Below are 24,692 nucleotides of genomic sequence, written 5' to 3' on the forward strand. Positions count from 1 at the left end.
TTAAGATTTTTTTGAAGTAGGAGTTGCTTTAAGCGATCCCTCTTTTAATAAATACTTGCTTGATAAGTTATGGAATAGTTCAGGTTCATGAGTTACTATTATAAGGATTTGATCATTTGTAAGTTTGTTCAAAATTCCTAGGACCTCATTCCTAACTGACCAATCCAGACCCGCAGTAGGTTCATCAAGTAATAGAACCTTTGGTTTGCGAAGTAACTGAATAGCCAGGGCAAGCCTTCGTTGTTGACCACCACTAAGTTTTTCGGGCGCCTGACGAAGATCTATATCACTAAGACCAACTTTTTTAAGAACTAACGTTTGCTTCTCAGTGCTTAGTCTTCTATGTCCTAGCCGTAACTCTTGACTTACCGTAAGACCGAGAAAGTGACGCTCTGGAAACTGAAATACCACACCACAGAGCCATCTCCTTTGACGGGGACTAAGAGCTTTGTTATTCCATGAGATTATTCCCTTTTGAGCCTTTGAGAGACCACTAATAACTTCTACTAGGCTTGTTTTGCCTTCACCACTTGCCCCAGCAATGACAATTGGGTTTCCAAATTCAGCCTTAAGGTTGATCCCGTTGAGAAGATCCTTGGGACAGGCAGCAGGTCTGTAGTGCACCTGACTCAGCTGAAGCATGATATTGAGCTTAGGTCTTTCTACATAATGCTGTATAGGATTAAATAATACTGTGAGGGGTTGCGGGATGTTTGTATTTTCTAGTAATGATGCAAGTGTTGCCGGTTAATCATGGAAGTCTGTTTTAGAGAGGTGGATCCATTCAATTGCTGGATATGGCTTCAATTTAATGAGGTTCCCAGTGAGGGTGAGAAAAATTATATTGACGGTATTTTTGATAGTTGGTATGTGTTGGGGCGTCTTGGTGGTTTTAACGCGGAGAACCTTCAAGCTCATCATGAAGGAATTGAAATTAGTGGCATGGCCTATGACAATAACGAGGCAAATAAAGCCATGCCGGCTTTAATGCACAACATTGGCGAGTTGGAATATCAACGTAATTGGGCTAGATGTTGGGTTGATCTCGGAACAAGTGATGCAATGGCTATTGATGTTTTGATTAATTCTCTTATTCAGGTCGATGAAAGTGTTGTTCAGCTTAAACAGGTTTGCGTTGGTGGGGTAAATACAGATTGGCCAATTGTAGAGCATCCTGATGCTCTCTTCCAAATGGATCGCTGAAATAATTTTGTCTGAATCTAGACGACTATTTGTTGATCCAAAACGATTTTTGAAGATCAGCCCATCAGATCAGCTTCTAGAGCTGGAGAAGACTGAAATTCATTATTTAAGAAGAGTCCTCCGGCTTAGAAACAAAGCCGAAATAGAGATTGTTGATGGTCGTGGAGGCCTATGGAAGGCATTCTTACAAGAAGGAAAATTCCTTAAATTGATAAACCCATTACATTCTTCTCCTGTTCACTCTGAAGAGTTACGCCCTCTTATTTGTGTTGCTGTAGTGGTTCCTAAAAGAGGTTTTGATGAAGCTTTAAGGATGTGTTGCGAAATTGGAGTTGATGTAATTCAACCTCTTTATTCTGAGCGTGGAGTTGTTCAAAATGATGAAAAATTCTCTAGATGGTTGAATATCCTCAAGGAAGCTGTTGAACAATCAGAAAGGCTTTGGATTCCAAAACTATTACCAATTGTTGATTCCTTTCAATTCTGGCCTATGCCGAAATCTTCAGCTGGATTAGCAGTTGCCACAACACGAATTAAAACTCTACCGGATTTTTCAGCTTGGCTTAATAGAGAGGAACATCAGAAAGAGCACATATGGATTGCTATTGGACCTGAAGGAGGATGGACAGAAACAGAAGAAAAGGAAGCTGTTTCTTTTGGTTGGCAACTCGTTCAATTAGGAGATTTAATATTGAGGACATCAACTGCAGCAGTTTCAGCCACTCAACTAATGGCTTCTTGGAGAAGGAATACTAACTTTGGTTAACGTAACTCTTAAACTTTATAACTAATTCTTTTAGAGGTTTATTTTTTTGTGATTCTTATAAAGATTGTATAACGCATCTCTATATAGATTACTCTTATTAAAACATTCTTGCCCTTATGGTTCCTTCATTCAACATAGACCTTCAGTGGTATTTGGCCTTTCTTATCAACTCACTTCTAATTTCGATATTTCATAGGCTCCCTTTACTTACCAGAACTGGGTGGATACATGCAGGTGCCTTGGGAACAATTCTATGGGGGGCTCTTAATTGGCAGGGATGGTCAGCTGTTGTTTGTTATTTCTTAATGGGTTCTAGTGTTACTCGCCTAGGGATAAAATTTAAGCAAAGAATTGGTTTGGCTGAAGGACGTGGGGGTAAGCGTGGCCCTGAAAATGTATGGGGATCAGCTGCTGTTGGCACAATAATTGCCTTATTAATTGGTGCTGGATTTGGATCCAGGGATTTGCTCTTGATTGGTTTTTCGGCAAGCTTCTCTGCAAAATTGGCGGACACTTTTGGGAGTGAGATTGGTAAATTATGGGGAAGGAATACATTTTTAATAACCTCTCTTAAAAAAGTTCCACCAGGCACCGACGGAGCAATTAGTTTCGAAGGAACTCTGGCTTCGTTACTCGGTAGTGTCTTAATGACATTATCAATGGCATGTTTTTCTCTTTTACCTTCACTAGAAATAATATTATTGGTTATCTCAGTAGGATTTATAGCTACATTATTTGAAAGTGTTTTGGGTGCTTCTTTTCAAAACCGATTTCTTTGGCTAAGCAATGAATTAATTAATGCTGTGCAAACTCTCTTTTCAGCGATACTTGCTATGGTTTTGGCCAGTTTTTTGGGGGTAATAAATTTGATCTGAAGGTTACTTTTTTAGACCATATTTATTTTTTCTTAGGAATTACCTTATCAGCTTAATGTTGGAGTAACGTTTTTAATTGGTTTTAGTTCAGCCCATGACAATAAGGGTTGCCAGTTGGCAAGCCTTTCAAGAAGCCAACTATGCCCCTCGCTATTTAAATGGATTCCATCAGGTTCTATCCATGTAAGCCAATCAGGCTCTTTAAGCATATATTGATGCACTGGCAGAAAAGGTACATCTGTCTCCAGACAGGCGCTTTCTATTTGAGCCTCATATAACTTTATCGAGTCGTTTGAATACCATAGACATCCTGAAAACGGCATGGCACCCTCATCAACTGGAGTTATTCCTAAAACCATTACATCAGTTTCTGCCTTGATTTCGCTTAACAATTGGCATAGCCCAAAATAGTATGCATCTGTAGATAGTTGAGGGCGTCCATCTTTACGACCGATACGTGCGGTGTCATTAAGGCCGACTGATAACAAAACCCCATCAGGTACTTTTCTCCTAAGTTCTCCACGAACCATCCATTCGTTGCGCCATCTCTTTGCAACTCTTTCAAGCCCATCACCACGAACTCCTAAAGGATAAACAATCGCTCCTCCAGGTAGATTCATCCAGTTTCTTTTTAATTGTTCGCACCAACCCCCGTTTTCACGATCACCCCAGCCATGAACACCGCTATCACCAATCACTATAAGTTGTTTAACTGAAATAACCATCGATCTCAGAATTAGATTATTTTTGGCCTAGTAAAGGTATTTATAATAAGACTTTCTCTATTTCTATTAACCAGATAATGACGACATTTATCGCTCAGTGCTTCGCCTAACAAGGTGATAGCTGAAAATATAGTCATCAGTAGGATGACTTCGCCCCATGCGAATGAGCTTATCGAATCTATAAGTTGCCATCCAATACCTGATCCTCCTATCACTCCAACGACAGCAGTTTCTCTTAGAATTACATCTGTTCGATATGCAGAGTAGGCAAGATAACTATTAGTTTGCATAGTCATGCTTCCATATAACCATGCTATACGTGAACTTGACCCAGATGTTTCTAATGATGTAATTAGGTTGTTACTTTGTGAGTCCAGCCCTTCTTTTAGTAGACGTCCCATAACCCCAACATTATGCATACCTAATGCTAAAGCTGCTATATAAATACTAGGATTGCTAGCCAGGAGAAGTATCAATGCAGATAATTTAATAGGAATTAGTCTAAGGAATGCCCATAGAGCACTTTGAATACTTTGCCCCGTTTTAGTGGGCCAGATTAATAGACCTAAAGGAGGAATACCTATTGCAATACCTGATGAAAGTATTGTCAATAAAAGAGTAGATCCTATAAGTTGTAATAAAGGTAAGCTTTGCCAGGCAAGCTTTAAATCAATGATTTCGGGTAGAGGGATTGATGTTGGCCGTAATCTATCAAATAGTCCAACATCAACTTGATACAATATGACTAGACTTGAAATAAATCCAAGCAATATCAGTAAAAGTGAGAGTGCTAAATGGTTGGTAATATTAGATCTTTCCTTTGAGATGTTTTGACGCCATAAGGTTAATGACTTCTCAAGAGAAAACATTACAAAACCAATCATCCAAAGAGAGGTCCACATTTCTTCGAATTGAAGAGATTCGATTGTATATTGCAGCTCTGTACCAATTCCCCCCATCCCGAATAGGCCTAACAATGTTGCTCCCCTGAGTGCACATTCAAGTCGGTAACCACCATAAGTAAGTAAAACCGGTATCATTTTAGGGCCGAGTGAACTTGCTAATGCCGAAAATGGCCTGGCACCAGCTTGAATTAAAGCAGTAAGAGATTTTGTCTCTAAAGTGTCAAGTTGATCACTTAAAACTCTAGCAACTAAAGCTGAATAGGGAATTGTTATTGCAAAAATAGCTATCCAGGGACTGAGTCCAAATATTTCTAAAAGAATTATTCCCCAGAGCATCTCATGAATTGATCTTGGTATTGCCAAAAACCGTCGTAATTGTATCGCAATCCATTCTGGGTAATCGCATGTACGCCAAAACACTTTAGAGCTGAGGATTCCTAGGCCTGTCCCAAAAACAAAACTTATAGTCCAACTTAATATTGCTGTAGTGATAGTGATTTTAAGCCCTTTCCATGCGCTATTTATAACAATGCTGTTAAGTGAGGGGTGAAAAGCAGCAGTAAAAAATGATGTTATAAGAGCTGCTCCTCCCTGATGCGCCCCTAAAATTAAACCTACAAAAACAGGTATCATTGCTGCCGCTGGCAGTATTGTTATGAGAACAGATGCAGGCTTGAAATTCTTTATTTTACCGTGTAAATACATGATAAATCTTCTTCTTTCAGATCTTTTATTGGTTTATCGACAACAATTTGACCATTATTCAATCCAACTACTCTTGTGAAATCTTTGATCAATTCGGGGCGGTGAATACTAACAACAATTGTTTCTGCTATACCAAGAGAACACTTTTTATTTGAGTTGACTAGTAGGTTTAAAATTTCATCAACCAGTTTCGGATCTAATCCAGTCAGAGGTTCATCTGCAAGTATTACATCTGCCCCTTGCCGCAGTAAACGGGCAATTGCTACTCTTTGCTTTTGCCCGCCAGACAATTCTTGAACGGGTCTTGTAATGAAGTTTTTTGATAGCCCTGCTGCATAAAGGCAAGATATGCATTCCTGTCTATTAACTATGCCAATTAAATTTTTTATTGCCCAAAGGAAGTTATGTATCCCAAGTGCTCCCGTATTTATATTTTGAATAACACTTAACTCATTAATTAACCTTAGATCTTGCCAAAGTGTGCCAATTTCCTTTCTTTCTCTTCTTTTTAATCTGAGTAGATCTTTCCCTTTCCATTTTACTTCTCCAAAGTCTGGTATTAGACTCCCATTCGAAACTGAAAGAAGGCTGGTTTTCCCTGCCCCACTATTTCCAAGTAATGCCACTCGTTCGCCTTTGAAAATCCTAAGGTGAATGTTTTTCAATCTGTCTCTATTACTCCCTCTTACTCGTATTCCATTTAGCTCAAGGATTGGATTCACTTAATCTTGCCAAGCTGGCGACCAATTGTTTCAATCTTGTTGTATTGATTAGCTTGTGCAGGGATAAATCTTTTAGCACCAAATAGATTTAAAATTTGCAGGTGTGATTCATTTTTGTTATTTAATTTGAAGAATGATTTCTGCAAACTAGTTGTGAACCCTTTCCCAAAACGACTGTCAAGATTAGCTTGAGCTAGCCAATGATAGTCAGCATAGGGAGGGCTTCGCCAGATTACCGAAACTTTTGACTCTTTAATTCGTCCTCTTTCTTTGTTTGATTTCCAGACCTGCTCATTTAGTGCTCCAGCTTGATACGAGCCACTTTGAACAAGGGCAATGGTTGCATCATGACTTCCACTGAATCCTGCAATACCACCGGAAAAGTCTTTTACAATCACACCTCCTTTTTGTAAGAAGTACTGTGGCATAAGTCTTCCTGACGTTGAACTCTCTGAGCCGAAAGTAAAACGCTTACCCTTAAATATACCTAATTGTGATATTTTCTTTATTGGCTTTAATTTTGTAGATTTGTTTGCGATGAAAACACTACGAAAATTTTTATCTATGTCTCTTTGCGCTATTACTTTTGAACCTGGCGTCTGAAGTCTTGCTTGTACTCCAGTTAGGCCACCAAACCAGACCAAGTCAAGGCTTCCAGTTCTGAATGCGCTAACAGTTGCTTGATAACTTGATACAGGAACATATTTAACTAAAACATCTAAATCCTGGCTTAGGTGGGTGGAAAGTAAGTTGTAGAGTCTATTTAGGCGCTCTGGATTTTGATCTGGAATTCCTCCAATCAAAAGGATCTTATTGTTCTTCTGTGTACAGCTAGTGATTGTTAGTAGGGCACATAAGAGTGGTGCTGTTAGTACTATCCTTTTTAGGAACTTCATAAGAGGTATACAGTTGGTTAACCCTTGTTTAAGATTCCCATTATAAAGTTATCAAGTCTATTTAGTCCGTCTTCTATTGTTTTTTGAGAAACAGCACACGATAACCTTATACATCGATCCTCACCAAAGGCAGCTCCCGGAACCAATGCCAATCCAGATTCTTCAAGTGCTTTTTCACAAAAGGTGATTGAGTCCGGACAGCCTTCGGGTAGTTGAGGAAAGGCGTAAAAGGCTCCCTTTGGTGGGACCAGTGCAATACCCTTTATAGACAAGAGACCCTTAGTCAGCTGTTTCCTCCGTTTGTTATAGCTATCAACCATCTCGTAAACGCAATCCATCGGGCCTGTAAGAGCAGCCAATGCACCTTTCTGGACAAAACTACAAACATTACTAGTGCTTTGACTCTGCAATGCAGACGCAGCTTTGATTGTATCTTTGTTACCACAAAGATATCCTATTCGCCACCCCGTCATGGCCCATCCTTTTGCAAAGCCGTTAACAGTAAAAATACGATCCTTTATTTCAGGAGCTAAAGCAGCAAAACTATAATGGGTTGTATTCTCCTCTAGCAAAAACTCATATATCTCGTCACTCATAACACATAGATTAGGGTTGTTTTGAACTAAATCTACAATATTTTTCAACAAATCTAATGACAGTATCTGACCGGTTGGATTTCCAGGTGTATTGAGTACAAGGAGTCTAGATTTTTCATTAATTGAATTATTTAATGCTTCAATATCTAATTTAAATCCATCATTGGGATCTGACTTTATTGGTATAGGCACGCCTCCAGCCAATCGTGCCATTTCTGGATAACTTAACCAATAGGGAGATGGAATTAGAACTTCATCGCCTGGGTTAAGTAATATTTGAAAGAGATTGTATATAGCTTGCTTGCCACCATTGGTCACAAGCACTTCATCTAATGTTGTTTCTATATTGTTTCTACTGGTCAACTTTTCTGCTATTGCATGGCGAAGTTCGGGATCACCTGCTGAAGGCCCATATCGAGTAACCCCGTCTTTTAAGGCTTTTAAGGTTGCTTCGATAATGAACTCTGGCGTGTTGAAATCAGGTTCCCCTGCACTAAGGCTGCAGATGTCAACACCTCGTTTTTGTAAAGCCTTGGATCGTGCACTGATGGCCAGTGTAAGAGAGGGTTGCAGGGCCTTAGCCCTACTTGATAGCTCTGGCGAGATTTGCATTCTCGCTATACCTCCTTTTCCCTGGGTTCTTCAGAATCACATTTTGCCGGATGTTTTCTTCTAGACAATCTTTGTAGCTGTCTAATGTTGTGATGATCCAACCAGAATTGAGCTTCGTACTCCCAGCGAAATCACCTTTAAACCTTGGCAAATTTTACTCTTTTGTTATGGGTGAGGAGATCCAACCTGGTTTCACTAAAGACCATTTGTGCCTAAGTCACCCGAATGGATCGTCTATTCAGATCTTCCGCCCATCAGAAAAGTATCCTTTTCCATTAACGGGAACCTCTCTGGGTCTGTGTTTTTACGGTGAGCCTTCTTCTAACCCTTTAAAGAACTTGGATGACTGGGTCTCTTCAGTCATGTCAAAAGGAGCAAAGAGAATTACCTCATCTTCACTGCAAAGCTTTGGAGCGGAGGTTTGGGTCGCGGACCCTGAGGGCAATTATTTCTTATTGGTTATTCCATTTGAATGCGATTAAGCCTTTATCAAATTATGGTTTCGTTGGATGACTAAATCTCAAACCTCTCTGCCTAGAGGAGATATCAGTTGCACTGAGAAGGATTTGCAAAGGCCCAGAGTGGTTGTTGCGCGGGGCAACCCCTTTGCAGACGTGATGCTAATAGGAGAGGCTCCAGGTGTAGCAGAGGATGCCCTTGGAGAGCCTTTCGTAGGACGCTCTGGACAATTCTTAGAAAACTTAATTAAGGGTGTTGGAATGAACCCAAGCAAAGACTTCTATATTTCTAATGTTGTTAAGTGTCGACCGCCTAATAATCGAAAGCCATCTAAAGCCGAAATTGTTTCCTGGTGGCCCTGGCTTAGAGAACAAATCACCCTTGTTGATCCACATATATTGGTTTTGGCGGGATCAACAGCATTAGAAGCTGTGTTAGGGATTAAAACTGGCATTTCTCGCCTTCGAGGACAATGGCATGATTATGAAGGTCGTCTAGTAATGCCTCTCTTTCATCCTGCATACCTTCTAAGGAATCCTTCAAAGGCAGAAGGTGCTCCAACTTCATTGACCGTGGCTGACCTTATTGAGGTTCGCCAACAGCTTGATAAATTCAAAAGAACTGAAGTTATAACTATGCTCGATTCTGATGCTTGTTTACAGTCATGAACTCAAGCTTTGTCGATAGCGTTGATTCATCATCAAAACGCTACGACACCAAGATTTATAGGCGCTCAACCCGCACGGTGATGGTTGGGGACATTTCCATAGGAAGTGATCATCCAGTAAGAGTTCAGTCCATGATCAATGAGGACACACTGGATATAGACGGGGCTGTTGCAGGAATCAGGCGTTTGCATGAGGTGGGCTGTGAAATTGTTCGATTGACAGTTCCTTCATTGGCTCATGCGAAAGCAGTTGGTGAAATACGTAAAAAGCTAATTGCAACCTATGCAAGGGTCCCTCTTGTTGCAGATGTTCATCACAATGGGATGAAAATAGCATTAGAGGTTGCCAAACATGTAGACAAAGTCCGAATTAATCCTGGACTATTTGTATTCGAGCAGCCTGATCCTCTTAGAAAAGAATTCTCGGCAGACGAGATTAACTCTATTAGTAATCGTATTATTGAAAGATTTAAACCTCTTGTTGCCCTTCTAAAGGAACAAGATAAAGCACTTCGAATAGGAGTCAATCATGGCTCTCTAGCAGAAAGAATGCTTTTTTCGTATGGTGATACTCCTTTAGGTATGGTTGAATCAGCAATGGAATTTGTACGTATTTGTGATTCATTAGATTTTCATAATATTGTTATTTCAATGAAGGCCTCAAGAGCTCCAGTGATGCTGGCTGCTTATAGATTAATGGCTGACAGAATGGATAAGGAAGGATTTAATTACCCTTTGCATTTAGGGGTTACTGAAGCTGGAGATGGTGATTATGGACGAATTAAGAGTACAGCCGGCATAGCTACTCTCTTATCTGAAGGACTGGGGGACACTATTCGTGTTTCTCTCACTGAAGCCCCAGAGAAAGAAATCCCTGTTTGCTATTCGATTCTTCAGGCTGTAGGCCTTCGTAAAACGATGGTTGAATATATAAGTTGCCCAAGTTGTGGAAGAACATTGTTTAATCTTGAGGAGGTTGTTCAAAAAGTTAGAGGTGCCACTCAACACTTAACAGGATTAGATATAGCTGTAATGGGCTGTATTGTTAATGGGCCAGGAGAGATGGCAGATGCAGACTATGGCTACGTAGGAAAAGGCCCTGGAGTTATAGCCCTGTATCGAGGTCGTGAAGAAATTAAAAAAGTACCTGAAGATCAAGGTGTTGAGGCTCTTGTTGATCTAATAAAAGAAGATGGTCGTTGGATTGAACCCCACAAGAAATGAATTTGTTAAAAAAACCTTCTACTCTCAAATTTGCCTTAGAAATCGACAGGAAATTTTTATTTCTTAGCAGTCTTTATTTTGCTTTCTTTATTTCATCACCTGGTTTTAGTTTTCCTAGAAAATTCAATTCTTCAATAGCCGATAGCCCGAAGGAAGTTATTGATCAAGTATGGCAAATTGTTTATAGAGACTATTTAGACCCTACTGGTTCTTTTGATCGTAATGATTGGATAGATATACGTAAGAAAATGCTTAACAGAACCTACTCTGATAATACTGAGTCTTATGATGCTATTAGAGGAATGCTAGAAAGCCTTAAAGATCCTTATACAAGATTTATGGAACCTAAGGACTTTAAAGAGATGCAAATAGATACTAGTGGAGAACTTACTGGTGTAGGTATTCAACTTTCCCTGGATAGAGAAACGAAAGAGCTAATCGTTGTCTCACCAATTGAGAACACCCCAGCTTTTGAAGCAGGTATACAACCTAATGATGTAATTATTTTGATTGATGGTAGATCGACTAAGGGGATGTCAATACAAGATGCTGTGAAGCTAATTAGAGGAAAGGAAGGGACTAAGGTTGTATTAGGAATTCGTAGAAATGGAAAAGTTATTAAGTTCCCTATATATAGAGCAAAAATTGAATTACTCGCAGTTAATAGAAAAATAAATACTACTTTTGATGGGCTGGATGTTGGCTATATTCGGTTAAAACAATTTAATTCCAATGCAGCTAAGGAGATGAGGGTTGCAATAAAAGATTTTGAGTTAAAAGGAGTTGAAGGCTATGTCTTAGATTTGCGTAGCAATCCAGGTGGGTTACTTGAATCAAGTGTAGATATTGCTCGCCAATGGATTAATAGAGGAACGATAGTAAGTACTATGACTAGAGATGGTATTAAGGACACTAGAAGAGCAAATGGAAGAGCACTAACCTCAAGGCCTGTTGTTGTATTGGTAAATGAAGGCTCAGCAAGCGCAAGTGAAATATTGTCAGGTGCTATTCAAGACAATCGTAGAGGTATTCTTGTTGGCCAGAAAACTTTTGGGAAGGGATTGGTTCAGTCGGTGAGACGATTGTCAGATGGGTCTGGATTAACTGTAACTATAGCTAAGTACTTAACGCCTAACGGAACTGATATACATAGAAATGGTATTTACCCAGATATTCAATCTACAATTCCTAAGGGTAAGCTTGAAAAAATGACAACAAGAGACCTCGGAACAGAGGCAGATGTCCAGTATGTAGTTGCAGAAACTGCATTATCAAGATTACTTTCTAGGCAAAATAATGAGAATTCATTTGATTATCATAAATACAATTTAGTTAGCCAATTCTAAGCCGAATAGATTGAAAAAAAACTATTTTATGTAGAACATTAGATTATTTGTCTAATCTCCAATAACCAAACCATTCGGGGATGTAACTCTGACTTCTTTGAAGTGGATCAGGTTGAAGTGCTACAGACCACTCTCCAATACTTTCAATGCGACAATTGTCATCTGCAACGTATGAAGTTTCTATTATTTTCAAATCATCTTTATGCCTTTTTTCATATTTTGGTAGCCAATTTACCTTTGCTTTCTTTATTGCCTCTTTTGAGGAGTTTGCAACGACCATGCCAAATTCATGGGCTTCAGCTAATTGGTCTGACTTGTAGCCACCTAAGTTTACAAACCATAGTTTTTTTAAGGATTCGTTCTTACAACTTATCGAACTTTTGTTAATAGGTTTTAATTTAGAGGCTTCTTTTAAAACTATCTTATAACCATCGACGTATTCTAAATTCATATAACTATCTATATGAAGTCCTTTTTGGTTCCCAAACCATTGGGATTTTAATTCGGGTATAGCTGCCTCTATAGTTTCTGATGCTACCCACCTGACGTCATGTAGCTCGACATTGCAATTTCGGAATCTTCCTCCTAAAACTACTAGGTATAGTTTGACCTTAGACACTTCTTTTAGAAATAATAGAATTCAAGCACATCAGCTTGATGTTTTTAACTAAAGGGAGGAATCTCTTTTTTAATTTTTATTTTTTGAATTTTGGTGGTTGCATTAATTTCATTGGGAAGCGAACTCTTCAAATATTAGTTTATATAATCATGCACATTAAAACATAGGGTAGTAAAGTTGCTAATTTGTAGAATCCCTTTTTGATTTGCGACTTATTGTGCAAAGAGTTTAATTTGATGATTTCAATGATTGAATTGGATACTATATGCTGTGAATTTGCTAATAACTAAGTACTCATTTCAAGCATCCGCTCAATAGGTATTAGTGCTTGGGTGATTAGATTTTTTTCAATTATGATTTCTGGTTCTTTTAATTTTAGACACCTCGCCAGTTTTTCTAAGGTATTTAATCTCATATAAGGACATTCGTTGCATGAACATCCATCTACGCCTGGAACCTCAAGAAATATCTTGTTCGGTTGCTCTAATCGCATTTGGTGCAGTATGCCAGGCTCGGTAAGTACAATGAACTCCCTTGATTTACTTTCTTTTGTTCTAGAAAGCAGTTTGCTGGTAGATCCAATAAATGTAGACATAGCGAGAAGGTTCTCTTGACATTCTGGATGTGCAATGATTTCTGCATTAGGGTATTGAATTTTTAGTTTTATTAATGCTTCCTCGCTAAATGCTTCATGAACAGAACAACTTCCATCCCAAAGTGTAAGCGAACGACCACTTTGTTTCTCTACCCATTTTCCAAGATTTTTGTCAGGTGCAAAAATGATGGGCCGGTCTTCTGGTAATTGTTTTATAAGGTCAACTGCATTGCTACTGGTACAAATAAGATCACTTTGTGCTTTTACAGCTGCACTACAGTTGATATAACTAACTACAAAATGATCAGGATGTTTTGAACGAAAATTTGCAAAATCTTCTGCTGGACATTCATCTGACAAGCTACATCCTGCATCCATATCAGGTATTAGAACCGTTTTGTGAGGATTAAGAATCTTTGCTGTCTCTGCCATGAAATGAACACCGCAAAAAACTATTACCTCTGCTGTTGTGGTGGCTGCCTTCCGAGACAGTTCTAGTGAATCCCCAACGAAATCAGCAATATCTTGTATCTCGGGATCTTGATAGTAATGAGCAAGGATCACGGCATTGATCTCCTCGCGGATTAAATTAATCTCCTTAACTAGTGCAGGGGTTTTTCCCTGAACAGTCTTCATTGAATTTGCTTCCAAAATATTGGTCATTTTGACCATCTGGGGCAGGATGGGAAGAAGCTAAGCATATTTGTTGGCAATCCTCCGCCTTGCTATTGCAGGAGACTTGCATGGCGCATGGGGGTTAGAGGATAAGTCATTGCTTTTAAAGCTCCAACCTGATGGAGTGTTGTTTGTCGGTGATCTTAGTGATGGAGACCTCAAGCTGACAAAGTCAATTAAGGCTTTGCCCATTCCAACTGCAGTAATTCTTGGTAATCACGATACAGGGCGTGATCATTCTGGCCGTTTGCTTCAAGCTCAACTGAACCTTTTGGGGGACCTGCATTGTGGATGGAGCTTACGAAGTTGGGATAAGCCAGACATTTCTGTTGTTGGTGCTCGACCTTGTAGTCCAGGTGGTGGCTTTTATCTTTCCGATGCTGTGAGGGCTGTTTTTGGGTCAATTTCCTTGGTGGAATCTGCTTCTCGAATCTCTTCAGCAGCATTAAATGCTCCGAAAGATAAACCCTTAGTTGTTTTGGCTCATGCTGGACCTACTGGTTTAGGTTCAGAGGCCAATAGTCCTTGTGGTCGTGATTGGAAAAAACCTGCTATCGATTGGGGAGATAAAGATCTTGAGCTAGCAGTCAATCAAATACGAAGAAAACGAATTCCTGATCTAGTGGTTTTTGGTCATATGCATCATTCACTTAAACGATCTTCAACTTTGAGAAAAACTATCTATCAGGATTGCTGGGGAACTGTTTACCTGAATAGTGCATGTGTGCCCAGAAATGGACTTGATGTATTTGGTAGAAATATATCCCATTTTTCATGGGTAGAATTTACAAGTGGGAAGCTTACATTTGTTAGTCATCGTTGGTTCAGTCAAGATGGTGAAATGATCTATGAAGATGTTCTTCTAGATCGCACCAGGACTAATTCTTAGTAATGCTTATCTACGTTTGCTTAAGTAGTCACGGATATGGTCATGCGGCTAGACAGGCAGCAGTTCTGTCAGAGCTTGCTCATCAGGAACCAACATGGAAATTTGTTGTAAGTAGTGTTGTCGATTTTCGTTTTCTAAAGGTAGCATTTAGTCAGATCGATGTAGTCTATCGACACTTTTGCTGGGATATTGGAATAATTCAAAAAGATGCATTGGAACTAGACCTTGAAAGTACACTAATTACTCTTAATGATTTAGAAACTAATTTACCTCAAAAAATTATTAAGGAGCTCGAGTGGGTAAGATCATATAACTCTCCTGTAGTTGTGGTTTCTGATATACCCGCTTCAGCAATTTACTTGGCTGAGCCTCTGAATGCACCCTTATTATTATTAGGCAACTTTGGATGGGATGACATTTATGAACCTCTAGGAGGAGAGTTTGTTAAGCATGCGGATCTAGCAAGAAGTAAATATCGGAAGGCAAATTTTGTGTTTAGATGTCCATTCAGCCTAGATATGGATTGGGGTCTAGATGAACTAGAAATTGGACTTACATCACAACTCCCTAGACCTTTGCCTAAGAGCTTTGAGACTACTCTAGTCAATTCTCGGTCTCCTAAAGTTTTAGTCGGATTTGGAGGATTGGGTATTAATATTGACCCTAAACTTTTTCAAAGGTGGCCAGACCATCTATTTATTTTAGCAAAACCCAAATGTCTCGAATTGACTAGGCCAACATATGTACCGAACAATGTTGTTCATTTGCCTCCAGATTCCTCAGTAGTAGACGCGTTACCATTTTGCTCAAGATTATTAGGTAAACCTGGCTATAGTAGTTTTTGTGAAGCATTAAGTCAAAATGTTGGTTTGCATGTGGTTTCTAGAGAAGGTTTCTCTGAAGCAAAAGTTCTTATAGATCAATTGAAGCTATATGGGAAATTTAGATTACTTGATCAGAAATCATTTCAAACTGGTGAGTGGGAATTAGACATGCCCTTGTGTTCCCCAAGTTATGGATCACTTTTGAATAATGGTGCATTATCAGCCGCTACTATGATTAGGACTATTGCTCATTCTATAGCTTAGTCAATTTCTATCTTAGGAATTAGTTTGAATTTTGGTTCTCTTCTCCCAGGTCTCCAAATGTTGCTTGAGCAAGTAGATATGCAATCAAGGCCGAACTTAAGAAACTTATTCCATTACGCAAAAGTGGTAAATATTCGCTTGTTCTCGTTATTATTGGCGCAATCCCAAAGACTCCAAATAACATTACCCATAAAGGAGAAAATAATAATAGCCAACCCCAAGCGACTCCTTGTTCTTTTTTTCTAGGATATGCGGAGACGCCAGCTATTAAGCCTCCCAATATCGATGTAGAAAGAGTCCAAAGCCACTGCTCTTTTGGTAGGCCTGGTACTACCTGACATCCCCCCTTATTTAGGCAAATCTCTACTGACCCTATTGCATCTAGAATTGCCCCATCTTCACCATGATCTTTTACATAATATTGATTCCCAAAACGTGTTTGCAGTTCTACCCAGAAAATACGAGGCATTAGAGCAAAATATGCATCACCAACATTGAAATTCAGAAGGTTTCCTCCACGAGGATCTGCAACTATCAATAAGCTCCGTTCGTCAAGATCCCAGAAATCTCTAACTGCTAGGCCTGGAGTTCGTTCATATTGAGTGAGTACTCTCAATTTCCATCCAGTTGTGGACTCGTAATTATCAATTGATTTCTCCAGCTCTTCCCGTTGGTTGTCTGTCAATATCCTTGCCAGGTCTATGACCGGGGTGTAATGGTCTGGAAGGAGATCAGGATTGTCAGCTGCAAGAACCGGGCTGCAGAGACACATGCTAAGGATGACAGCAAGAATGCTTGCTAATAGCTGCGTTTGTTTGCTTTTTGGACCCATGGGCTTTTTGGATTGATGAGTATTCTCTCTAATGGAACACCTTTCTGCTATTTGTCCTCCGTGGTTAGCTTCAAGGATTGAGCACTCCAAAGGAGTAGTCAGTTTCTATTCCTTCATGGATTGGGTCTTAAATGACCCTATTCATGGGGCATATGCCACAGGTCGACTTCGTATTGGGAAGGAAGGGGATTTTGTGACCTCTCCTTCGCTAGGTCCAGATTTTTCAGAATTGTTGGCTATCCAAATATCTGATTGGCTTCTACAACTAAAATCTGCTGTTGGATCAGATGAAAGATTGACTTTGGTCGAAGTTGGTCCAGGTGAAGGACATTTGGTTGTTGATCTTGTTGCTGCCCTTAAGAGAATGTGTCCTTCTTTAGTGGGAGAACTAGATGTAATTCTAGTCGAGAAAAATGAAGCAATGGCTCAACGTCAACGAGAGAAATTATCTGAATCTGCTGGTATTTCTGTCAAATGGAGCACCTTTGAAGAACTTGCTTTAAAACCTGTTACTGGGGTTTTCATTATGAACGAAGTCCTAGATGCTTTGCCTGTAGATAGATTGACATGGCATGACAATTCACTTTTTAGACAAGGAATATGTTTGAAGGACTTTGAGAGTCAAAAATATCTGGCCTACACTTGCATGCCAATTACAGAGGAGCTTGATATATCTCTGCAACAACTAGGCCGCAAGTATGGTTTTAGTATTCCACCCTATGACGCCCCCAATGATTGGACTACTGAATGGCATACTGAAGTTTGTCCATTTTTGGAAAAGGCATCAAATTGTATAAAACAAGGTCCTCTATTAGTAATTGATTATTGTCTTGAATCTAGGAGGTATTATTCGTCTGATAGGCCATCTGGAACTCTTATTTCGTACCAAAAACAACAATGCTCTGGTGAATTGCTTTCGAATCCTGGTTTTTGTGATCTAACATCGCATCTTTGCTTGGAAACCCTCTTTGAATTTGCTAAAGAATCAGGATGGAGACTTATCGGTCATACACGACAAGGTCAAGCATTGTTAGCTTTAGGTTTAGCAGAAAGGCTGCACTCTCTACAAAATATACCTTCTTCTAGAATAAACTTGGCGTTTGAGAGAAGAGAGTCTTTGCTTCGACTTGTTGATCCTTCAGGTCTTGGTGAATTTAGGTGGATAGCCTTCCAGAAGGAAGATAGGCTTAATGATTATGATCAAATTAGTCTTATGAAGACCACATTTTTGGAGGAACCTATCCTTTGATGCTGTCTAAACACTTTAATAGTTGTTCGTAATTGATCTCCTCAACTATTTCAACTTCTCCAATTTTTTTTGGCATGATTAATCGGATCTTACCATTTTGTACTTTCTTATCAGTTCTAAGAGTTTCGATAACTTCTTGAGGATTCAAGTTAGGCCAATTAAAAGGTAAGCCTACTTTCTTAATTAATTTTGCCTGACGATCAGCTTCTGACCTGCTCCAACTATTGACCTGTACAGCCAACTCTCCTACAGCAATCATGCCTATTGCGACGGCTTCGCCATGAATCCAAGTGCCATATCCACACAAGGTTTCAACTACATGACCGAATGTATGACCATAATTAAGGATAGCTCTGTTTCCTTTTTCTGTTTCGTCAGAGGCTACAACCTTTGCTTTAGTTGCTGCAGACCTTTCAATAATTTCTTCTAATTCTTGTACCTCTAGTTCATCTAATTTTGTGAAATTAGATAGTAATTCTAGTCGTTCAAATAGTTGAGGATCGCCTATGACTCCGTATTTTATAACTTCGGCTATGCCAGCTCTAAATTCTCTCTCAGGGAGTGTATTTAGGGTATATGGATCTATTAGTACCAGCTTGGGTTGATGAAAAGCTCCTATAAGATTCTTGCCACAAGGATGGTTTACTCCTGTCTTGCCCCCAATTGCAGCATCAACCATTGCAAGCAAAGTAGTGGGTATTTGAACAACAGCAATTCCTCTCAACCATGTCGCAGCGGCAAAACCAGTCATATCGCCTACTACTCCTCCTCCAAGTGCAATCATTAGGGAGCCTCGTTCAAGTTTGTTTTCAAATGCAGCATCATGAATCTTTTGAATTGACTGAGGGGTCTTGTACTTCTCACCTGCTTTGATTTCTAGAAGCTTGGCTGCAAATCCGTGCTTCTCAAGACTTTGCATGCATATTTTTCCGTACGCTTCAGCGACCTCAGGATTTGATACCACCAATACCTTTTGCCCAGAAGTGAAACCCGCCTTAGTCAGCTCTTCGCCTATCCCTTTTAAGGATCCATTACCAATGATGATTTCGTATGGGTTCTTCTCTAAGGGGACTGAGATACGACGTGCTTCTTTGTTCATGCAACTGTTTTGAGTGGGGCTTCGATTAAAATTGTTTAGACAGAGCACTATGTACTCTATTTTGAGGGTTGTCGTAATGGAAGTTTGTACTCTTTCCAAATTACTTAGACGTTCTGAGGATATAACCTTTACCCTTAAATTGCTTCTTCCCACTAATACCTCTTCAACACTTATGAGTTGTTGGTTACCAAAGCATGAGTATTGTTTCTAGTGATGACCGCCAGACCGCTTCTCCACAAATAGGTGTGGTTGGTGGTGGTCAACTTGCACAAATGTTGGCTCTTGCTGCAAAGCAGAGAAATGTTGACATTATGGTGCAATCAGCTTCTCCTCATGATCCTGCAGCTACTCAAGCTACTAGTCATGTTTTATCAGAGCCTATAGAACCTGCAGGGACAAGAGAACTATCCAGGGGCTGTATTGGAATTACTTTTGAAAATGAGTGGATTGATATAGACGGTTTACGCCCTTTAGAGGCTGAAGGAGTGAAGTTTCTTCCTCCTTTATCAGCAATCTCACCCTTGGTGGATAAGATCTCTCAACGTCAACTAATAAATGAGCTGGGTTTCCCAGGTCCAAAATGGATACCACTTAACTCTATTACTAAGGTTAAAAACAAATTAAAACTTCCTCAAGGATGGTCATTCCCCCTTATGGCGAAAGCACGTCGGGGGGGGTATGACGGGAAGGGAACTAAAGTAATAAAGGATTTACGTTGCCTTGAAGAACTTATAATTACGGTTGATTCTTCTCAGTGGTTGTTAGAATCTTGGGTTTCTTACGAGCGGGAGCTTGCCCTTGTAGTTAGCAGAGATAAAGATGGTCAAATTCGTTCTCTTCCCTTAGCTGAGACACATCAATCGTCACAAGTTTGTAATTGGGTAATTGCACCTGCAGAAGTAAATCACACTGTAGAAATAACTGCTTATAACATAGCAGCATCTTTACTAACAAAAATTCAATATCAGGGTGTAATTGCTATTGAATTTTTTCTCGGACCTGAAGGCCTTCAGGTTAACGAAATCGCACCAAGGACCCACAATTCAGCACATTTTTCTATTGAAGCCTGCACTAGTAGTCAGTTTGACCAACAACTATGTATAGCGGCAGGTTTACCGGTTCCTTCCCCAATACTGATAGCCCCAGGAGCATTGATGGTGAATCTATTAGGACTTACATCAAAACAGTCTAGAGTTTTTTCTTTAGAGTCTCGATTAGATGCCTTAAATAAATCCTCAGACCTTAATCTCCATTGGTATGGAAAGGACAAGGAGATTCCTGGGAGAAAGCTAGGGCATATAACTGTTCTACTTAAAGAATCAAGTTTCTCTGAGCGTCGCAAGGAAGCAATGGCAGTTTTAAAGAGAATTCGCGATATTTGGCCCCTTTCGGGGGTCAAAATACACTAAAATTTATCCAAACTACTTTGTTGGTGAGAGCCTTTCCTAGTGCTCTGATCTGACTCTCTTTCGATAAGGGGAGACTGTCGTGAAGGTAACGTAAACCGGCTTGATCGGAAACGAAGCCCCACTTTGTCACCCCATCTGGTTCTTCCAGGTCGAAGCTACTGGGCTCAACGGCAAAGCGGTTTGCTCGACTTAACCACGGATGGCTAAGCTCTCCGTGGTTAAGTCGAGTTTTTATTTGGAATTATTATATTTCAGTAAAGTAAATTCGTATTTTCTTCTAATAAATGCATAAGCGTTTAAATATTCAATGAAATAGTCTTAATACTCAAAAAATAATAGTTTTTGTTTCATAGTGAGTGGCCACTAATATATGTGTGAAAGCTAGGATTTAACCAATAGAAAGATACAAATAACATTAACGAGAGATTTAGCCCAAAAACAGATGCAGACATTAGTATGAACTGAGAATCTGCTGACTTTTTTTGTTTGGACTTTTGAAATTGCACGAGTAAACTCTTGTTAGGAGGATTAAAGTGAAGAAATTTTTTTAATGACTTTATTATAATATTTCAGAGAAGAATAATATTCAGAACAGTTAGACTTAGAGATCTTTTATACTTATAAATTCTTTATAACTTATAAGTATAATTTGAATAAGCAAATAATTCCTATTCGCAGTAGTTTAGCGACTAAAAATTGTTTGTTAAACACTAACTAGATGGGCAATGTAGTGAGAGTCTCTACTGTTAAGTAAACACCAAAGGTAAACACAAAGCCCAACATGGCAGCTCTGCCAAGCAGAATATCTATAGGTGGGTGCGTAGAACCTAAGGCAGAATTGGATGAAGTGGTTTTCATTAGTAAATACCTGGAATTAGTTGACCTGTGGTGACATAAGCACCTATGGCTGCTAAAAAGCCAATAATGGCTAAGCGACCATTTGCTTTTTCAGCCTCATTTGTGAGGTTGGTGTATTCACCAACAATTTGAGGTTGAGCCTCGTTCGCTGAAGTGTTATGGCCAGCGCCCTCGGCAGTCCTCTTAGAAGGAGATGGCATAACTTTTTAAATTACCCCTGGGATGATTTGACCAGTTGTCAAGTAGGCACCAATTGCCGCAAAGAAGCCCAGCATGGCTGCCCATCCATTTATTCTTTCGGCAAGAACTTTTTGAGGTTCAATTGTGAGGTCAGTTTTGGAAGCTTTGTTCATTTATATAATGAAGGTGGTGGACAGCTGAACAAGAAGCCTGTTCTGGCTTGTGAAGAACTGTAACGCATAATATTTCGAAGTGTGACTTTATACCGGTTCTTCTGCCGAATCCTTTATTAAAAAGCTCCAAAAAGGTTTTATTTATTGGCTCTTTACCAATTTTTTGATATTGCCAAGTTTAATAGAAAATTCTCCTTAGATTCATCAAAGTCCAACATGAACGCTTTTATTTGTGCACAGACTTATCAAATAAATAGATTTAGTACCAGTAATCCTTTGTTTACTGTTTTACAATATTAAAAGTCTTAGTCTTTATGGACCTTATGATCTAAACGATGAAATTGGTTTTAAACCCTAAAACTCTCAAGCATTATGTTTGGCTTTTAATACAATTCCTAAGTATAATTAACTTTACCAGGTTAGATTACTTTTCGGTTAGTAACTATTATTATAAAGTTCTTATTTAACTTTAACGGGAATATTAGAGGATGAATTGCTAAATATAATTGCTTGTTCAATGATGGATCAAATTATTGACATGCTTAAGCCCTCCTATGTACTTTATGCGACAAGGGCATGAACCAAAGCCACAATCGAGCAAATCTGAACCAAGGCAATTGAGATTCCGCTAATGCACTAGAAGTGCTTTTGCTTGGCTTGTAAATGTTGATTTATTGGACGACATTAGGGGGAGTAGTATGTGTAGTAGAATTCATTTAACCATTTAATGCAGTCAAGCCAGACTAATAAGTCCTTAATTAGGCAAGGAACAGCAGTTCTTTTAGCAACTTTGCCCTTATGCTCCTGTTCTCAGATCTCAGGACTGTTATCACATTCACCTAATGATCCAAGTGATCCCTCAAGGGATACTTCTGTCCCGGAGCCTTCTAGTAGTAGGAAGGCTCAGATGTTAGAAAAGGAACAGGAGAAAAAAGTAGCGGAGGTTGGAATAGAAACTGCTGATTCAGAAACATTAGACAATCTAAACTTACAAAGAACCGTCTATGTGGGGCAGTGTCCTGGGGTCAGAAATCACAAGACCGACGGGTATTTTGTCGATTACAGTATTTCTACACAACCTGGTTATAAGGTCAAACTGGTAAATTATGCTCGTGGATTATCACCACAAAAACCCCCATTTACGGATCGAAGCTATGACAGGGGTAGAGCTTCAGACCAAATTTCGTTCAAACTTGCCAATAAGCATAAGAAGAGTTATTTAGCAGTTAGAGAAGGTCTTAATCCAATCAAATATCAAATAGTAGATAGTGATAATGTCGTTCAGAGTTCCGGCACATTTATGTTGACTACAAAGGTTATTGTAACTCAACAAAGGAGAGATAAAGAATATAATTCATATAGTAGGGAGTACTATTGCCCTTGGTTCTAAGTACCATGGTTTGTTTTTAGTATATCGCTTTTGATTATTACGTTACCAATCAGAATCCAGAATTTTATCAAACCTTAGAAGTTCCTTTTGCTTCTGACTTAGAGCTGGTTGTCGTTTATTATCGCTGTTATGGTCTCCGACTACTCTGCATTTGTTTATGCTAAACGAAAGATTCCTATAATTTTTTGTGATTCTTAGTGGGCCCTTAACTGAAACTTGGCCTCCAATTCTAAGATCGACCACGTTAGCATGATCACGGGGGCTATAATAGCAATTTAAGTAGCCTTTCCCAGACCTGACAATTACTAGTCTGTCTCTTGACTTAATGCTATATACATTACCATTTATCTGGTAATAATTACCATTAAATCTATCCATTGCAGCGACTTCATTCCTTTGGAATAAACTGAGTATTGGAGTTAATGAATGTAGAACATCATAAGCAGCGACAGTGGTTGCATTAAATAGCGACAGGGTGGTAGAACAGACCACGAGATTCAAGATCTTTAGGCGATTAGACATTTTGACTACTAGGGAGAAACCCATCTACACCACTTTAACCTCCGAAGAGAGGATTTAAAAGAATTAGGCTGCTTATAAAGGTAACTGAGTAAGTATTATGTTTGCAGTTTTAAGTAGTTTATTAATTGTTTTGGGTTCAGTTGCTATTAAGTGGTAGCGCAATAATTGTTCTTTGTACAACATTGCGTTTGCAGTCACTCTTTATACATTCGTACTTTATGAGTTTATTCTGCTCTAGTTCGTATTGCCGTCTTCTGTCAGGTGAGATTTGTCTGCCACTACTACTGAATTGGCCTTGAATTGTCATCATTTTTCCTAGTGTACCGAGTTTCTTAAAGCTTGTCCTTGCTGGTTTGTCTGGCTTTGTTTTGTATACGCTCAATTTATATATCGTATTACCTTCCTGGCAAAATTTATACTCTTTGATACCTGTCCTCTTACCAGGTTTCTCTATTCCAATCCACCTTGCTGTGCTAATTGAACAGCTAACGACAGGTGCAGATTGGTATATTGACTTTAGCCCTTCTGCGTTTGATTTATAGTAAAAAGTATTTAAAGATAGGAAGACTAATCCAGTTACTATGCTTTTAATTTTAGCCATGGCAAATGTTTTTACTCTATTATTATACACCCAATAGTCTTCAAGACAAAGTAAATTGCTAATTGCTTAGTATAACAAATATAATAATTTCATTATAGTACATACCTAAATCATTAACCATATCGCTAAACAATAGAGAGGGTAAACATATATTTATAATAAGTGAATTCTACTTTTACCCCCAAACTCTTTCTTTGCCATTAGCAAAATAGTCCATGCAGATATTCCAGCATTACGATAATATGTAATGAATATTTGAATTAGAATGATTAATTCTTACATAAAGGCTTGGTGGAGAATATTTGATTTCACAGGGCGAACCAACCGCAGGGACTTTTGGCTTTTCCTTTTAGCATATATTTTGATAACAGTTTGTATAGCAGTTCTAGAAGGACTTATCGACTCTTATTCCTATGGATCTATTCTAAATAAACTCGCGAGTATTATTTTATATTCTGACTTGGCTAAATTAATTTATAGTATTTACTCTCTAGGAATCGCCGTCGTAGCTTTATCTATAACCATAAGACGCATAAGAGACGTAGGTAGATCATGGCTATGGTTGCTAATTGCTTTTATACCCTTCCTAGGTCCCTTGTTAGTTATTTATTGGCTTACTCTTCCTACAAATCATTTGCAGCCTTTTAACAAATCCAATATTTTAAGTAGTCTTGGCCTCCGCAAGTTAAGTCTCATAGCTAGTAAAAATCTTAAAGGTAAAGATAATGTCGCTAGAAAATGTAGCCAGTGCGGAGCTATGTTAAAAAGGTTTGACGCTCTAAAATGTGAATATTGTGGGTATGAGAACTAGT

The 24,692-nt window shown here is 39.0% G+C and carries 26 protein-coding genes and 1 other RNA gene; 13 read left to right on the forward strand and 14 right to left on the reverse strand.

Annotated features, from left to right (window positions below):
* On the reverse strand, positions 1 to 642 hold the full coding sequence (locus SOI83_RS01010) for an ABC transporter ATP-binding protein (RefSeq protein WP_320676732.1): 642 nt from the start codon (positions 640 to 642) through the stop codon (positions 1 to 3).
* 111 nt (positions 643 to 753) lie between these two features.
* Between SOI83_RS01010 and SOI83_RS01015 the strand changes: the two genes are divergently transcribed.
* From SOI83_RS01015 to SOI83_RS01025, 3 genes are all read left to right on the forward strand, one after another.
* Positions 754 to 1,203, forward strand: coding sequence for a DUF3531 family protein (locus SOI83_RS01015; protein WP_320676733.1), 450 nt, complete (start codon positions 754 to 756; stop codon positions 1,201 to 1,203).
* The gene (locus tag SOI83_RS01020) at positions 1,178 to 1,969 is read left to right on the forward strand and encodes a 16S rRNA (uracil(1498)-N(3))-methyltransferase (protein ID WP_320676734.1); all 792 of its coding nucleotides are present in this window, start codon (positions 1,178 to 1,180) and stop codon (positions 1,967 to 1,969) included. Before SOI83_RS01015 ends, SOI83_RS01020 begins: the two co-directional genes overlap by 26 nt.
* A 116-nt stretch (positions 1,970 to 2,085) precedes the next feature.
* A complete protein-coding gene (locus SOI83_RS01025; RefSeq protein ID WP_320676735.1) occupies positions 2,086 to 2,844 on the forward strand; it encodes a DUF92 domain-containing protein in 759 nt (252 codons plus the stop codon).
* 47 nt (positions 2,845 to 2,891) lie between these two features.
* On the opposite strand, the gene SOI83_RS01030 is transcribed toward SOI83_RS01025, so the two are convergent.
* From SOI83_RS01030 to SOI83_RS01050, 5 genes are read right to left on the reverse strand one after another with little or no spacing between them, the layout of a single operon-like run.
* Positions 2,892 to 3,569, reverse strand: coding sequence for a GDSL-type esterase/lipase family protein (locus tag SOI83_RS01030; RefSeq protein WP_320676736.1), 678 nt, complete (start codon positions 3,567 to 3,569; stop codon positions 2,892 to 2,894).
* An 11-nt stretch (positions 3,570 to 3,580) separates the two neighbouring features.
* Positions 3,581 to 5,179: a phosphonate ABC transporter gene (locus SOI83_RS01035; RefSeq protein WP_320676737.1), complete on the reverse strand. Its 1,599-nt coding sequence runs from the start codon at positions 5,177 to 5,179 to the stop codon at positions 3,581 to 3,583.
* Complete coding sequence (locus SOI83_RS01040; protein ID WP_320676739.1) at positions 5,158 to 5,901, reverse strand: ATP-binding cassette domain-containing protein; 744 nt, start codon at positions 5,899 to 5,901, stop codon at positions 5,158 to 5,160. The genes SOI83_RS01035 and SOI83_RS01040 overlap by 22 nt, the downstream gene beginning before the upstream one ends.
* Positions 5,898 to 6,797: a putative selenate ABC transporter substrate-binding protein gene (locus SOI83_RS01045; protein WP_320676740.1), complete on the reverse strand. Its 900-nt coding sequence runs from the start codon at positions 6,795 to 6,797 to the stop codon at positions 5,898 to 5,900. The genes SOI83_RS01040 and SOI83_RS01045 overlap by 4 nt, the downstream gene beginning before the upstream one ends.
* 17 nt (positions 6,798 to 6,814) lie before the next feature.
* Positions 6,815 to 8,005, reverse strand: a complete 1,191-nt coding sequence (locus SOI83_RS01050; protein WP_320676741.1) for a pyridoxal phosphate-dependent aminotransferase — start codon at positions 8,003 to 8,005, stop codon at positions 6,815 to 6,817.
* A 509-nt stretch (positions 8,006 to 8,514) separates the two neighbouring features.
* On the opposite strand from SOI83_RS01050, the gene SOI83_RS01055 reads away from it, so the two are divergent.
* Genes SOI83_RS01055 through SOI83_RS01065 form a run of 3 tightly spaced genes read left to right on the forward strand, consistent with a single transcriptional unit; the run spans position 8,515 to position 11,701 of the window.
* A complete protein-coding gene (locus SOI83_RS01055; protein WP_320676742.1) occupies positions 8,515 to 9,132 on the forward strand; it encodes a uracil-DNA glycosylase in 618 nt (205 codons plus the stop codon).
* Positions 9,129 to 10,355 (forward strand): (E)-4-hydroxy-3-methylbut-2-enyl-diphosphate synthase, encoded by a 1,227-nt coding sequence (ispG, locus tag SOI83_RS01060; RefSeq protein ID WP_320676743.1) that lies wholly within the window; start codon positions 9,129 to 9,131, stop codon positions 10,353 to 10,355. Before SOI83_RS01055 ends, ispG begins: the two co-directional genes overlap by 4 nt.
* Complete coding sequence (locus SOI83_RS01065; RefSeq protein ID WP_320676744.1) at positions 10,352 to 11,701, forward strand: S41 family peptidase; 1,350 nt, start codon at positions 10,352 to 10,354, stop codon at positions 11,699 to 11,701. Before ispG ends, SOI83_RS01065 begins: the two co-directional genes overlap by 4 nt.
* A gap of 43 nt (positions 11,702 to 11,744) precedes the next feature.
* Here the strand turns inward: SOI83_RS01065 and SOI83_RS01070 are convergent, their stop codons facing one another.
* Positions 11,745 to 12,320, reverse strand: a complete 576-nt coding sequence (locus tag SOI83_RS01070; RefSeq protein WP_320676745.1) for a DUF1543 domain-containing protein — start codon at positions 12,318 to 12,320, stop codon at positions 11,745 to 11,747.
* 286 nt (positions 12,321 to 12,606) lie between these two features.
* On the reverse strand, positions 12,607 to 13,551 hold the full coding sequence (gene nadA / locus SOI83_RS01075) for a quinolinate synthase NadA (protein WP_320676746.1): 945 nt from the start codon (positions 13,549 to 13,551) through the stop codon (positions 12,607 to 12,609).
* A gap of 70 nt (positions 13,552 to 13,621) precedes the next feature.
* On the opposite strand from nadA, the gene SOI83_RS01080 reads away from it, so the two are divergent.
* Both SOI83_RS01080 and SOI83_RS01085 read left to right on the forward strand, forming a co-directional pair.
* The gene (locus tag SOI83_RS01080) at positions 13,622 to 14,479 is read left to right on the forward strand and encodes a TIGR04168 family protein (RefSeq protein WP_320676747.1); all 858 of its coding nucleotides are present in this window, start codon (positions 13,622 to 13,624) and stop codon (positions 14,477 to 14,479) included.
* 2 nt (positions 14,480 to 14,481) lie between these two features.
* Positions 14,482 to 15,567 (forward strand): hypothetical protein, encoded by a 1,086-nt coding sequence (locus tag SOI83_RS01085; protein ID WP_320676748.1) that lies wholly within the window; start codon positions 14,482 to 14,484, stop codon positions 15,565 to 15,567.
* A gap of 19 nt (positions 15,568 to 15,586) precedes the next feature.
* On the opposite strand, the gene SOI83_RS01090 is transcribed toward SOI83_RS01085, so the two are convergent.
* Entirely contained in the window at positions 15,587 to 16,339 is a 753-nt protein-coding gene (locus SOI83_RS01090; RefSeq protein WP_414153455.1) for a TPM domain-containing protein, read from the reverse strand.
* Between the two features lie 91 nt (positions 16,340 to 16,430).
* Here SOI83_RS01090 and SOI83_RS01095 point away from each other — a divergent pair, with 91 nt between their 5' ends.
* On the forward strand, positions 16,431 to 17,648 hold the full coding sequence (locus tag SOI83_RS01095; protein ID WP_320676750.1) for a class I SAM-dependent methyltransferase: 1,218 nt from the start codon (positions 16,431 to 16,433) through the stop codon (positions 17,646 to 17,648).
* Here SOI83_RS01095 and aroB read toward each other — a convergent pair.
* On the reverse strand, positions 17,638 to 18,747 hold the full coding sequence (aroB, locus tag SOI83_RS01100; protein WP_320676751.1) for a 3-dehydroquinate synthase: 1,110 nt from the start codon (positions 18,745 to 18,747) through the stop codon (positions 17,638 to 17,640). The genes SOI83_RS01095 and aroB overlap by 11 nt on opposite strands.
* Before the next feature lie 194 nt (positions 18,748 to 18,941).
* On the opposite strand from aroB, the gene SOI83_RS01105 reads away from it, so the two are divergent.
* Together SOI83_RS01105 and ssrS are read left to right on the forward strand one after the other, a co-directional pair.
* Complete coding sequence (locus SOI83_RS01105; protein WP_320676753.1) at positions 18,942 to 20,156, forward strand: 5-(carboxyamino)imidazole ribonucleotide synthase; 1,215 nt, start codon at positions 18,942 to 18,944, stop codon at positions 20,154 to 20,156.
* 6 nt (positions 20,157 to 20,162) lie between these two features.
* Positions 20,163 to 20,342: non-coding RNA, 6S RNA (gene ssrS / locus SOI83_RS01110), on the forward strand.
* 528 nt (positions 20,343 to 20,870) lie between these two features.
* On the opposite strand, the gene SOI83_RS01115 is transcribed toward ssrS, so the two are convergent.
* The 3 genes from SOI83_RS01115 to SOI83_RS01125 are packed head-to-tail and all read right to left on the reverse strand — an operon-like array spanning position 20,871 to position 21,367.
* Positions 20,871 to 21,014: a hypothetical protein gene (locus SOI83_RS01115; RefSeq protein WP_320676754.1), complete on the reverse strand. Its 144-nt coding sequence runs from the start codon at positions 21,012 to 21,014 to the stop codon at positions 20,871 to 20,873.
* Positions 21,014 to 21,214: a high light inducible protein gene (locus SOI83_RS01120; protein ID WP_320676755.1), complete on the reverse strand. Its 201-nt coding sequence runs from the start codon at positions 21,212 to 21,214 to the stop codon at positions 21,014 to 21,016. Before SOI83_RS01120 ends, SOI83_RS01115 begins: the two co-directional genes overlap by 1 nt.
* Before the next feature lie 6 nt (positions 21,215 to 21,220).
* Complete coding sequence (locus SOI83_RS01125) at positions 21,221 to 21,367, reverse strand: high light inducible protein (RefSeq protein ID WP_320676756.1); 147 nt, start codon at positions 21,365 to 21,367, stop codon at positions 21,221 to 21,223.
* Between the two features lie 727 nt (positions 21,368 to 22,094).
* Between SOI83_RS01125 and SOI83_RS01130 the strand changes: the two genes are divergently transcribed.
* Entirely contained in the window at positions 22,095 to 22,757 is a 663-nt protein-coding gene (locus tag SOI83_RS01130) for a hypothetical protein (RefSeq protein WP_320676757.1), read from the forward strand.
* Positions 22,758 to 23,351: 594 nt separating this feature from the next.
* Here the strand turns inward: SOI83_RS01130 and SOI83_RS01135 are convergent.
* A complete protein-coding gene (locus tag SOI83_RS01135) occupies positions 23,352 to 23,477 on the reverse strand; it encodes a hypothetical protein (protein WP_320676759.1) in 126 nt (41 codons plus the stop codon).
* A gap of 668 nt (positions 23,478 to 24,145) precedes the next feature.
* Here SOI83_RS01135 and SOI83_RS01140 point away from each other — a divergent pair.
* Positions 24,146 to 24,691 carry a DUF805 domain-containing protein gene (locus SOI83_RS01140; protein WP_320676761.1) on the forward strand — a complete coding sequence of 182 codons (546 nt, stop codon included), beginning with the start codon at positions 24,146 to 24,148 and terminating at the stop codon, positions 24,689 to 24,691.
* Position 24,692 lies beyond the last annotated feature (1 nt).

The organism is Prochlorococcus sp. MIT 1300 (assembly GCF_034092375.1).
In the GTDB taxonomy this organism is placed as follows: domain Bacteria; phylum Cyanobacteriota; class Cyanobacteriia; order PCC-6307; family Cyanobiaceae; genus MIT-1300.